Here is a 14,315-nt window from a genome sequence, read left to right as displayed (position 1 = left end):
ATATCCGTCAATAGCGTTGAAGAGCGCCGCCCGGCGGGAGAAGCCGGGACGGCGGGAAAGACAAAAGATACCAATTGCCGCGAAGGCAGCCGGAAGCGGAATGCAGCCGGAGACCGGAAGCGGAACTGGAGGAGTGGCGACAATGAAGTACGGAATGATGCGTTGGATGGTGATGATCGTGGCGGCCGCGGGCCTTACGCTTGGCGGATGCAGCCGGCAGTCTGAAACGGCGGCGGTTCCGCTGGACCAGTTTGTACGGAATCCGGGAAGCCCGGACCCCGATGCGGGCGGTTCTGCGGTGTCGATCAAGCTCGGTGCCACCAGCACCGAGATCGCGCAGATCAGCAATCCGCAATATCAGGTGCTGAACGGCACCGTGGTGCCCAACCGGCAGACCTCCCTGTCGGTTGCCATGCAGGGCAAGTTCAATCTTGCAGCCACCAGTTCGCCCCAGCCGCTCGGGACCAGTGCCACTCCGGTTCCGAACCGCGTCAACCGCATGCTGGTGTTCGCCGACCGGGTTCCGTGGGGAACCACGCTGGACAGCAACGGCACCGACAACACGGTCACCTGCGCCTTCGCGGACACGCTGGTGATCGACACCGGCTTTACCACCGATAACGCTGTGGACCCGGATATCGCGGGCCTTGGCCGTTTTGAGGACGGCGTTTCGGTCTGCGGCGAAACGGCCAGCGCCAACTGCCTCAACCTGGGCGTCACGGTGGGCGGTGCACTGACTCCCACCTATGACGGCGTGACCGGTTTCATCAACCATGCCGCCAGCGGCGTGCGCGGGAACGCGCAGCCCACCAACGGCGTGATCCCCGCGAACTCCAATGCCGATACGGCTGCCACTACCGGTATCTGTGAAGCGGTCGTTCCGGTCCGCATCACCGCCTCCGGCAGCGACCGCGGCTGGAGCACGCTCACCAACTACCCGGTTCTCCTGAACGGTTCGGACTTCTGGGTGACCTTCCGGTTCGAGTTCTTTGGCGGCAACTCCAACGCCACGGCGCCGCTCCTGGCCACGACGCTGCCGGCCCCGGCCTGCGTGGGCGGCTGCTTCGATCCCAGCCTCACGCTGCAGGCCAACGTCACCGGCGTGAACGACTTCCCGTTCACCTTTGACGCCCTCCCGCCGCACATCAACGCCAGCTCCTACACCCGCGCCAGCAACACGATCACGCTGGCGACCGGTGGCGGCGGCGACGTGACCGTGGGCGCCGATGTCGCCTCCTCGATCACCATCAACGGAACGACCTTCAACGTGGTCGAAGTGGGTGGCGTGATCGCCGACCCGCTGACCGATTTCGAATACATTGATGCTGACGGCGACACGGCAGTGAACGATACCGACGTCAACGCCCAGGGATTCGTGGACCTCATCAACCGCCACCCGGTGCTGGGCGGCGTGATCGCCCACCAGGTCGGCGGCGTGATCACGGTTACCGCGACGGAGCGCGGCACGGCTGGTAACGCGGTCAATCTTGCGACTGCCGACGCGAACGAAGTGACGTATGTCATCGGCGGCGGCGGAACGAACCTCGAAGGCGGCACTGACGGTCCTGCCACGGTGGGTCCGCTCGTCACGGGCGGCATTCCGCGGCAGCTCCCCTACGGCCCGATCGGCTACCTTCAGAACTTCGACGACCTGAGCACCACCTCCGGTCTCCCGGTGGTGACGGCCGGCAGCCAGAACTTCGTCTCCCGCAACGTGCAGGGCAATGACCTCATCACGTTCCTGTCGGATGGCAACAACGGCCGCACGCGCGTGATCGCGGGCGTGTCTGTCGAGAAGTCCGTTGAGGCCGATGTGGGTTCCAGCGCCACGGTGATCGTGGATGCCGATACACTGCTCTCCAGCATGCCTTCCGACGGCATCCTCGTCGGCGGCACGGTGACGGGGCAGACCGGCACGGCTGCCAACGTTGGCGTCACGCGCACGATCGTCGCCTCGGACACGACACTGGGAACCCTGACCGTTTCCCCGGCGTTCCCGGCCGCTGTTGCCGCTGGCGACACGCTGCTGATCCGGCAGGGTGGCGCGGCGGTCTCGCCGAGTCTTCTGGGTCTCACCGCGTCCGTTCCGGCCGATTCGTCGGCCGCCCAGTACCTGATTGCCCACGCCGACGTGCAGGCGCTTCGCCCGCGCGAGACCGGCGGCAACGTGGTGATCGAGGATGTCCGGTTCGCCTCGGCCAACTCGGCCGTCGTCACCGGCACGATCGAAGAAGGCCGTCCGGCGGTGATCATCTTCACCGGCGCTGACAGCATTCCGTTCAACCTGAACGACGATCTGGCGTTCGTGACCGCCCAGTCGGGTGCGGCCTCCAACCGGATCCGCATCCAGTTTACCGACACCGGCACCCTCGGCGTGACGATTGCCGAGTGGCCGGCCAACTACATCGGCGGCCCGGATGCCCCGGCAGCTGGTGACGACAACGACCTGATTATCAACATCAACTACGATGCCGGCACCACCACGCAGCTTGCTGTGGCGGCGGCCGTGGCGAGCCACCCGGTGGCCCGCCGGTTCGTGCAGGCGATCCCGTTCGGTGGGCTCGCCGCTGTGACGGCGGCCGTTGACGGCCTGATCAATCCTCCGCCTCCCGGCTCGCTCCCCCTGAATCCGGCTACCGAGGGCGCGCTCATTCCGGGTATCGGCAGCGACATTGCCCAGATCACCGTCCGCGGCGTGAACCAGGTGACCGGCGCCATCCAGACCCGTTCGGCGGTCATCACCCGCAGCCAGTCGGCGATAGACCCGACCCTGGCGACGGCCGTCTATGAAGACATTGACGGCACGGGTGTTCCGGTAGCCAATACGGCGATCCGGTTCTACGCCCGCACCGCCGGTGCCGCGGCCAACGGCGTTGAAATTGACATCCAGGACGGCGTTGCGCTTGATGTGACCGCCGATGACGGCGTGAACCTCACGATCGAGGCCCCCGCCGGAACGACGGCGGACGAGATCGTCGAGTTCGTGAACGAGGGCTCCCGCGGAAGCCGGCAGGTCAATTCGGCCGACGGCGCTGGCGGACGCAACGACATCCTGTTCGAAAACGTGCTGAGCGGCAGCGACGCGGCCACCGGCTACGCGGTTTCGACCCAGATTCTTGATGGCGCCACTCCGGGCGTCACGGTGACCCAGGTTGGCGTCAACCCGGTGAATGTCACGGTCATTATCAACCGTGGCACCGGTGGAACCACGCTCCGCGCCGCCGAGGTGGTGAGCCTCGTCAACACCCACCCGGTCGCGCAGCTCTTCGTGCGCGCCTCGCTCGCCGCGGGCCCAACGACTCTGGTCGAACCGGTTGCCGCCGTCGGCGCCAACCCCCGGACGACGTTCGATGCCACGACGCTGAACAACACGCTGAACCAGTTCTACACCGCCGGCACGGTCACCTTCACGACCGGCGCGAACGCCGGCGAGACCCGCCAGATCATCAGCTACACGGCGGCCACCCGGACGATCGTGGTGTCGCCCGGTTTCACGAACGACATCTCGGTGGCCGACCAGTTCACCCTGGTCAACACCAACGACGGCCAGCGGCTCTTCGAGCCCGCGAACGACGGTGTTCCGGTGGCGATGGCCGGCCAGTCGGGCCGCTCGGCCTTCTTCAAGGCGATGCACGACGCCGGCTCCACCGGCACGGGCGCCTATGATCTCACGGCCGGGGCCCTGGGCCCGGTCTTTACCTTCGGCGGCTCGGATCCGAGCGCGCTGCTGGGTTTCGTGGGACGCATCAAGTCCAGCAACGCCAACATCGTTGTCGGCCAGTACAGCGGCGGCGAGTGCAATCCCTCCTTCACGGACCTCGTGATGAGCGGCCACTCCTCGCTCTGCTTTACGGCGACCATACCGATCGCCGAGGGCGGCACGGTATTCGACATCCAGGCGACCGATGGCTCGGGCAACCTGACCAGCGACATCGCCCAGACGGCCCTCCTCGGAAATCCGCTGGCCTGCTCGGCCATCGTGCCGGGCGACACGACGCCCGACCGCTGCGAAATTGTTGACGGCGCCGCCACGGCCAATTTGCAAGTGGTGCGCGACGTGACGCCGCCGATCCTGATCGCCGATTCGCAGGATCCGGCCTATGACACCACCCGCTACGAGGCGGCCGCCAGCATTGACTGCACGGCTCCGCCGCCGGGCAACTTCTGCAGCCGGCCCGTGTTCGTGCTCCCGGCCGACGCCCCTGCCGGCGGCGGAAGCTTCACGAGCTTCAGCCCGACAGTGTCGGTGGGCGGCCATGTGATCGACTACACCTCGACCACCACCGCGTTCGACACGGAAGCGGCCGGCCGCACGCTGGTCCGCGTCCAGTCGGACAACAACTACGACTCGTTCGCCAGCCCGGGTGCGGGAAGCCTCGATGAGCACGGAAACCCCGTCCCCTATACCGACGGCGATGCCGGCGTGGACAACGGCTTCTTCCGCTATGGGAACATCTCGCTCCGCACAGGCGCGCTCACGAACTTCACCGTGACGGCCTGGGACCAGGCGGGCAACACGACCTCCTTCAGCTTCTCGGTCCGGCAGTTCGAGGGCAATATCAATACGCCCCCGCACTTCGCCATTGACTGCGTGGTGGAAGACACCCCCGCTCTCGTCACGAGCGCCACGGCTGACGGCAACACACCGCCGCGTGCGATCATGTGCGAGAACGACGCCAACTCGTCGAACCCGAACACCCCGATCGTCGTGCGCTCGCTCGACATGAACAACAGCGCCAACCCCGGCGGCCGCTTCGGCGACTTCGTGGGTGAGCAGGGACCGACCGTGACGACCGGCCTCGTGTCCGGAGCGGGCACAGGTGCCGGGGCCGTGGAGGGCCCGGCTTCGGTTTCCATCAGCACGGCGTCGGACTTCTTCCATGTGGGTGATCTCATCACCTTCACCGACGGCCTTGCCGTCGGCCAGACACGCACGGTAACGGCCTACAATGCCGGTACCTCCACCTTCACCGTGACTCCGGCATTCAGCCCGGCCCCAGCTCCGGGTGACATCTTCACGCTGGCCAGCTTCGGCCACTATGACGCTGCCACGGGCACGGCGACGATGGTTGACACGCTGGATGCGCTTTCGACCGTCCCGACCAACCCGGTTGACGTTGATACCGGCGCTGTCGCCGGGCTCTCCACGGTGGATGACGCCTACGTGGGCGGAACGCTGACGGTGGAAGACGCCGGCGCGACGGGCACCTGCGCGGTAGGTCTTGTGCTCACGGTCACTGACTATGTTGCCGCTACCGGCCTGTTCAGTGTGACGACGACAGCCGCGGCCTGCGACCTCGATACCGACGCGCAGCTCGTCCTGCGCCACGGCGACGGCCGCAACTACCGTTCGGTGGGCGCGCTCGACACGCTGGGCGCCGGCGTGATGCCGCAGCTCGACTTCCGCACGGTGCGCAGCGACCGCATCTTCCTGCAGGGCCGCACGCTCTCGCTGGATGCGCTGCCCCCGACCGTATACCTGGGCGCCGACCCGACGATCGTGAAGGTTTCGGGCGACCTGATGCCGGCTGACGGCAACGGTACGGGCAACCCGGCGCGTGATTTCCTGACGCTGGCAGTCGCCGGCGGCAACGGCAGCTCGGTGATCTCGATCGCCGACGACGTGTTCGTGACCGACAACCTGCGGCCGGGCGACTTCATCTCGCTCTCGTCGCTGCAGGGCAGCCAGTCCCCGAACGTCGGCCTGTTCCGCATTACCGCCTGCGAGGCGCTGGACGTGACGGGCACCTTCTGCGAAGGTCTTGCCCCGTTCGACCTGACCCTCGACAAGCCGCTCCCGGCCGATGCGCTGGGCATGTTCGTGCAGTCCGCCTATGTGTGGAGCGCACCGAGCCTCTCCGTGCCGGTCGAGGGCATCAACAGCTACCTGTTCATCGCCATTGACTCGGTGCTGAGCGACCCGAACGACCCGCTGTCGGGCAACCAGACCGTGGTGCCGTTCGCCGTCATCCGCGACACGCTCCCGCCGGCGATCGTGATCCAGGGCGTCGTGAACAACCAGGATTCGGTCGCGGCCAACCCGATCGTGTTCATGACCGACCAGACCCTGTTCCTCGGCTCCTCGTCCACGCTGCCGGCGCAGCACCGCTCGTTCATCGCGGTGACCCGCCTGGACAACAACGGCGAAGACGAGGACAACGTTACCGCCCACCAGCGCGGCGACTACCGGATCTTCGCCGACCGGCTGACCGGCAACAGCGAGAACACCGCTGGCGCGGCGCAGTCGCTTCTGGCCACGCAGACCAGCCTCGGCCAGGCCCAGGCGGCGCTGCTCACCGGCGATGTCCCGGCCCGGCCGCTGGATGTTGACCTCTCGTGCGGTGACAACCACGCCGACGGCGACGACCAGTGCCGTCCCGGCCAGGACATGGCCTACCGTGTTGAAGTGGCCGCCAACGACCGCGTGGGCCGCAGCTCCGTGGCGGCGGTCCAGTTCAACATCGTCGAGTCGGCGGTTGACCGCCTGCTCTCGGGCGCCCTGGGCATCATCTCGTCCAACCCGGCCGTGGTGAGCCTCATCAGCGACCCGACCGAACTTCGCACCCTGACGCTGGACCAGCTCTCCAACTCAGGCGTGCTGTACAACCTGAACTTCCACACCTCGCTGCTGCTCGGCGCGCCGAATGATACCGTCGCCTCGAACCCGCGGCAGGCGTTCTACCTGGATTCCCGCACCGACTTCGCCATCGTCCTCGGCACCCTGCTGCAGGATGTGGACGGAACCGGTCCGTCCGATTCGACGGTCGTGATCCTGGCGAACGTGGGACGCATCCTGCTCGACAACGGCGTGCTGGACGACCTCCTGCCGCTGCTGGACGATCAGGCGATCATCAATCCGCGTGCACGCGAGAACTTCCCGGCTGGTCCGCGTACCGATCCGGGCGATGCAACGCTTTCCTCGATCTTCCTCGAGGAGATCATGCGTGACCCGGCCGAGGCCGCCACGCCATGCAACGTGGGCGTGAACCAGTACAACTGCTACGACGATCCGGGCACCGTGAAGAACACGCTGCCGATGGTGAAGAACGCCCTCGACAGCAAGCAGTCGCTCCGCATGCGGGCGACCGACGTGACCGTTGCCGACACGAACACGCTCAATGCGCGGGTGTCGGGCATCGACCTCATCATCAACCCGGTGCCGGTGGCCGGCGAAAGCGTGTGTGATTCGGCCACGGGCGGATTCCTCCCGGTGTCGAACCCCGGCGAGGAAGACTCCTTCATCAATACACAGCCGGGTGACTACATCGAGATCGTCACCGGAGCCTGCGCCGGCGGCCGTGCCCGCGTGACGGTTGTCAACAGTGACACGCAGATCCAGACCGAGCCCTTCCGCGGCGTGTACACGTCAACGGAAGACGGCGGCATCACCGCAACGACACTGGAAGACTCGACGACGATTGGCCATGACCCGGCCCTCTACACCGGCCAGACGCTACGGATCCTGAGCGGAGTGAACGTCCTCCAGACCGCTACCGTGACGTCCTTCGACGATGTGACCGGTGAGTTTACCTTTGCAGCCGGCTGCGTGCCCGGTCCCTGTGCGGTGTCCGGTGCGGGTGACGCCTACACCGTAAACCAGCTCCTCTCCACCGCCTGCACAAGCGTGGGCGGCTGCGAAGGCGCGGGCTGCGCGTTCCGCGTGGTTCCGCCGCAGGGTCCCTCGATGGAGCCGATCTTCGATCTGGCCGACCACCTGCTGTTCATGGACCTCGACAACGATGGCCGCTTCGGCGAGCGGGAAGTGATCTCGTCGCTGATGCACCTCATCGAGGAGTCCATGGCGAACCCGCAGGAAGACTTCAATGATCCCTCCTATGTCGGCTCCTACCCGACGGCCGCCGACCGCTACTCGCTGGTCTGCCCGGCGACCGGTATCTGCCCGAACACGCTGGCCGACATCCAGGATGCGCCGAGCCTCCAGGGCATGATGGACCTCATCTACGAACTGTCGGACAACGACAACCCGGCCGACGGCGTCGAGTTCATCAGCCGCCTGCTGAACCTCGTGCGCGCCGCGATCAGCGAATATCCGCGTGAAGCGACGAACCCGCTCGCCCCGCGTGGCGCCACGGTGCTGGAAGCTGTCAGCTTCATCACCCGCGACCTCCTGAGCGACGAGATTGGCAGCACCGGCCTGATGGCAGAGCCCCTGGCCGCCATCCCGAATCCGGACTACGAGCTGCTCACCAGCCCCGACGACCGGCAGAACTCGCGCATGAACCTGCTGATGCGGTCCACCTACATCATGGGGCCGAACGGCGTGTCGCTGCCGAACCAGACGATCACGCTGAAGAACGGCGCGACAACCACCGTCAACAGCGTGCTGACGGCGGTCTTCCCGCTGCTCCATGCGATCTCGGACGACCCGGATGACAATCCGCGCGGCATCCCCTTCCCGCCGTTCACCTTCGGCGTGCAGCAGTCGGTCCTGGAGAAGCTCCTCCCGGCGATCGAACTGGTGCTCCGCGACAACCGGCTGGAAGACGTGATCGACCGCCTGGCGGATATCCTCGACCCGGGCACGAACGTGAGCGACCTGACCGCGTTCGACTACGTGAACAACGTCCGCAACACGGGCTTCGCGGACCAGCCGCCGAACCCCTACACGGTGAACCCGCCGATCCTGCGCGTGATCACCGAGCTGGGCGGCGCCACCATCGACCCGAACCTGGACAACGACCCGGCCCAGTTCCGCACGTCGCTCGACTACACGACCGACGCGCTGAACGTGCTGCTGACCCGCGTGGGCAAGTCCTCGCCGGTCCAGGAGAACGTCTCGGCTGACGGCACCTCGGTCAATACCAAGGCCTGCAGCGAGGCCTACTTCGCCGGCCGCACGCCGATCGAGGTGCTCCTCAACGTGGTCGCGCAGCTCGTGGAGACGGCTCCGAAGGATCCGCGCCACCAGAACTTCCGCGACAACACCTGCGGCTCGTTCAACCCCGGCGACAACCGGCAGTACGTCCGTGTGCTGATCGACGGCCTGTTCGACGATCCGAACACGCAGTATTTCGAGGCCAATGACATCGGCCCCGGCGGCGCCGACGACATCGACGACTACCCCGGCAACCCGGTGGGTGCGTACAACTGCGGCGGCAACCGCGGCCCGAACGGTGGCGACGGCATTGCCGTGGACCAGGCGGCCCTCGACATCCTGCCGGAAGTGATCAACACGGCGCTCCGCTTCGGCTACGACAGCCAGGACCGGATCAACTCGATCTTCGCCGAATGTGATCCCGCCCAGGGCGACACGCTGACCCGCAAGGGCGGCTGCTACGTGAACAACGGCTACCCGAACGGCACCGACGAGCGGCTCCTGTCGGTTTCGCGGCTCGGTATTGACCTGGCCATGATCCTCGACGCCCCGTTCGCCATCGGTTCGGGCGGCGGCCTGATCCGGTTCGAGCAGTCCGTCGTGCGCGAGGCGCTGGAACAGATCGCCGTCATGTCGGCCACCGACGCGGTGAACTACATCCTCCTCCTCACGCTGAAGATCGCCGAGGACATCCAGCCGATCAACGGCACGCTGACCGTGCCGGACCCGCAGGACATCACCCGTTCGACGGCCGCCGCGCGCGCGCTGGCCGATCCGGATGGTGACGGCAACCCGGCGCCCGATGGCGTGATCGACGACATCATCCCGGTTGTCCAGGCGCTCGGCGCATCGGGCCTTGCCCAGCAGATCCTCGACCTGCTGCGTGCGGTTCGCGCCTGCGGCGTGGATGACGCGCCCGGCGCCAACGGCCGCGACATCAAGGGCGGCGAGCTGCTCAAGTCCAGCGAAGACCTGACGCTCATCCTCCTGGATGCCTTCTCGGGTGCGCGTGGTGCGTCGGGCAACAACGACGGCACCAACCGCACGCTGGTCACGGAGACCCCGGAGGGTGCAGGCGGCGTCGCCTACTGCCCGGCCACTCCGGACGTCAACGGCATCGGCCGCGGCTTCACGGGCGGCCCGCTGGACCAGAATCCGGCCCGCGAGGAAGCGGAGGCTCTGGGCGCCGACAACGCGACCACGACGGTCCGTGGCGATACGGCCCTGACGACGCTCTCCACCACGGCGGGCTTCTACACAGGCGGCCTCATCACCTTCCTGGATGGTCCGGCAGCAGGGGAAACCCGCCGGATCACCAACTACGCGCTGGCGGCGGGTACCGAATACCTGTTCACCTTTGACGCGCTGTCCGCGGCGCCGGTTGCCGGCAACCGCTACGCGGTCACGCTCTCGTCGGTGAACGTGGGCGTGCTGATGGCGGGCAATGACCTTGCCCTCACCGGATCGGACGACAACGCCGGTGACGTGGGCCAGGCCGAGGCCCGCAACTGGGGCGCCATCTACAGCGAGGCGCTTCCGCCCTCCACGACCAACTTCAATGCTGGCGGCGTGGGCCCGGGCGCGTTCCTCTGCATCGAGACCCGTGGCGCCGACCAGCCCGGCGGATATGACGAGGCCTGTGCCCCTCTGACCGCCCGGCCGGGTACGACTGCCCCGGATCTCGTGGCGACGAACGACTGCGCGGCTGATGGCACGCTCCGCAACTGCGTGACGTTCCAGAACGACGTGTCGGCACCGTTCCTGACGGCCTACGACAATATCCAGGGCTACATGGCGCTCAACTGCAACCAGCGGCGCTATGCGGTGACTGGCGGCACGGATGTGACCATCGTGGTTGGCGCCGGCGACGGCTCGCTTGCCAGCATCGGCGTGGATGCGTTTGCCGGCCAGCAGCTTGTCTTCGTCACGGATTCCACCGACGTATCGGTGTCCGCTGGCGACGTGGCGACCATTACGGCCAACACAGCCGGTCCGGGCCCGATCACCTTCACGGTGACCGGACTGGATGTGGCCGATGATCCCACCGGTGGCTCGGTGCGTCTCTTCGGCGACCAGAGCTGCTCGTACCGTGTGCGCCAGATGCGCGAGCCCTACAACGGCTGCGTGGGCGGCGACGTGATCGGCGGCGAGGGCCTTGGCCTCGCGCTCTCCAGCTTCGGCGGCCCGACGCCGCTGCCGGTGAACCCCTTCCGCGATTCGCGCATGGACCTGCTGCTCCGCACGCTGGACCACCTGCACCGTGGCGTGAACGCCGTGGATACGGGCGGTGGTGCTGAAGCCGACTACAGCTTCTTCGACCGTGCGGTGGGCCTCATTACCTTCGTGGTGCAGCCGAACCCGGACAACGAGAACAACCGCTCGATGGCCGAGAACCTGATCTTCGGCGCCAACGGCTTCGAGGAGACCGAAGAAGGCCCGGTCCAGCGGATGCTGAACGACGGCCCGACCCGGAGCGCCCTGTCGGCGGTGACGACCCTGTTCGCCCGGCTGACGGCGGCTACCGGTGTGCCAACGCTGGATTCGGTAACCGAGACCGTCACGACGGGTGACGGTGCGGCTCCGTTCGACACCTTTGTGGTGACGGGCATCAACGGCACCTATCCGGCAGACACCGACCTCCTTGGCCGTGCCATCACCTTCACGAGCGGCGCGAACACCGGCGTGACAACCTACGTGACGGCCTATGATCCTGGTACCGATACCATCACGGTTACCGGGGTTCCGGCGGCGATCGGTCTCGACGACTTCATTGTCCAGGGCCGTGAGGACCGTTACGACCGTTACCCGAACTTCGTGGATGCGTCCGGCTGGCCGACCCCGGCTGGTGCCGACTGCTCGAACACCGGTATCCCCGGTTGCGACGGCAACGCCATCAACGACGCGGTTGACTACCAGCTCCTGGCGCTCTCCGGACTGCTCGGCACGCTGGGTGACCGCGACGGACGTGACGGCGAGCTGGGCGCCAATGCGGTGCTCCCGGGCCACTCGCGCGAAGGGTTCTCGGATGATCCGCGGCTCCTGTTCAGCGTCCTGACGCAGTTCATCCAGACGGACCTGATCCGGCAGCTCATTCCGGGCATCCAGATCCTCACCGAGCAGACCGATCTGGTACCCCCCGCTGCGCGTGACACGAAGAGCACGGTCGTGGACGACAACAACACGCTCCACGGTCTCGAGATCGACGGTCTCGCGCTGGCGAACATCATCTCCCGTTCGGCACGTTCGAACAACGGTGATGAGAGCGGTCTCCTCTACGACAGCCGTCCGTACGTGCCCGGCACGTACGCTGCTGGCCAGCAGCGGGTGATCCTCGCTGGCGCCACGGCAGTCGACGGCATCTACGAGGGTCCGACTCAGGCGCTCGTCCGCACGATCCTGGGTGTTCTGGACGACTTCGAGCAGGCGATCGACTACACGGACGGCAGCAGCACGCAGCCGACGTTCGACAATGCCGAGTCGCTGAACAACAAACGCTACCGCAACAAGCTGGTTGCCATGCAGGATCTGCTGGCGAACCTGATGGGTTCGGTGCGTGACGGGATTGAACACCCCTTCAACACCCAGAACTACCTGGGCCAGGCGCTTCGGCTCGTCCGTGACATTGCGACCGATACCGACACGGTGGTAACGCCGTCCGGTCACGACCGCACGATCGACAACATCCTCTCGGTCCAGGTGGGTCTCGCCCAGCGCGACATCATCGACACGCCGACTGGCGCCGGTGACTTCTACCGGTCCGGCCTCGACGTGGTGGGCAACTTCATCAATACCCTGATCGAAGACCCGACCGACTGTAATACGGCGACGGCTGACTTTGACCGTGGCGTCAATGCGGCAGTGACTTACGACGCCTGCGTCGACTTCAACCCGCAGGCGGTCTTCCGCGACCGTGGCGTGCTGGTCGAGCGGCCGCTGCAGCCGATCCTCCGCGAGGATCTGTTCAGCAGCCTGTCGGTCCTGCTCGCTGGCGATGCGGAGTCGAAGGTTATCGGCGCGCTGCCGTTCATCTCCGGCATCATCGGCTCCCAGCTCTACGCACTGGACAACGATCCGGTGTCGGGAACGGGCCCGATCGATCCGACAGATCTCGGCAACGCCCCCGGCTGCGGCTCGGGTGCCATCGACCGCGAGTTCTGCGGACAGGAATACACGACCGGCGTGACCATCGCCGACGCCCTGTTCGCCGACATCCAGGCGCTGATTCCGGGTTCGGCCTCGGTCAATCCGCGGATTGTGCGTGAGGATGACGAGAACCGGTACGATCCGCTCATCACTGACGACCTGAACCGCAACGGCACCATTGGCGATGCGGCCCTGGCGGGTGTGTTCGACACGACATTCGGCGGCGGCGCGCCGTGGATGTCGGTATTTGACGATCCCGCTGTGGCAGCCTGTGTGACCAACTGCCCGAGCACTGAAGTCGACAACATCGTCTTCGACTGCTCGCCGCCTGCCGGGTTCCCCGCCGGATCGCTGCTGGAGGCCTGCACCGATGGCGCCAGTGGTGATCCCGAAGTGGCTGGCACGCCCGCCGGCTACACCGACCGCCGCTTCCGCATCGGCTTCACCGCCGCTGACGGTGTGGTGACGCTGGGCAACCTGAACGGCGTCAACGCGGCGCTGTTCGACGGCCTTGCCGACCTGATTGCACGTGAAGACTACGCCTTCATCGTGAACAACCAGGTGCCGCGCACGTCGACGCCGCTGCAGTCCATGGACCAGCTGACCATCCGCGAACTGGATATCTCAACGGGCCTGCCCGTGGATCCGGCCTTCGTGGACCTGCTGACCGCCCTGGGCGACCTGCTGATCGATTCGAACGTGGGGAACTGACCCCACGGGCGAACCGGTTTCACAGGAAACTGGCAGTAACCAAAACGCGGACGGCCGGGGGTTTCCCCCGGCCGTTCGTCTTTTCCGGAGCCCCATCGCTGCTTCACGGGCCCTGTTCCTTAAGTGCAAAGGTTAACAACCAGTCATTTGGTGTCCTGTTTTCCGGACACTAAGCCAGTTGACCTATTTCAGGGGTTCTTGGAGCTATATAGGCAAGGCTTGCCACCGCCTGCTGAAAAGTGGCCCTGGAGCAACGGGTTTTGGGCACTATGGGCCCCAAAATTCCGTCATTGCTGTGACCCGTGAACTGGCTCGCCATCCCTCCCAGTGCTATATTGGAATGGATAAAACAGGATTTTGAGCTGGATTTTCTGGAGTTAATTGCCTTTCCACGCAAGGGTTGCGTGGCGGGTTTGATCCGAAGGAGATCAGGATACGCGCAGCCGGTGCCAAGGCATGTAATGTTATCCAAGCTATTGAAAACACTGATAAAAACAAGACCGGGTAATGCGCGTGTTTTTGGATTTTGATACCTCTGGCGGCATGAAAATTGCGTCATAACAGGTGGACTAACAGCAAATGATACGGGTCGAGGCCGGAAGTTCCGGCGGCAAGTCCAGCGACC

Annotated in this window: 1 protein-coding gene; it reads left to right on the top strand. The window is 65.9% G+C overall.

What is annotated here, in order from left to right; translation table 11 throughout:
- Positions 1 to 142 precede the first annotated feature (142 nt).
- On the top strand, positions 143 to 13,690 hold the full coding sequence (locus KIT79_02885) for a hypothetical protein (GenBank protein MCW5828240.1): 13,548 nt from the start codon (positions 143 to 145) through the stop codon (positions 13,688 to 13,690).
- Positions 13,691 to 14,315: the final 625 nt, after the last annotated feature.

Source organism: Deltaproteobacteria bacterium (assembly GCA_026129095.1).
Lineage (GTDB): Bacteria > JAGRBM01 > JAGRBM01 > JAGRBM01 > JAHCIT01 > JAHCIT01.
This window is presented reverse-complemented; position numbering and strand designations above follow the sequence as displayed.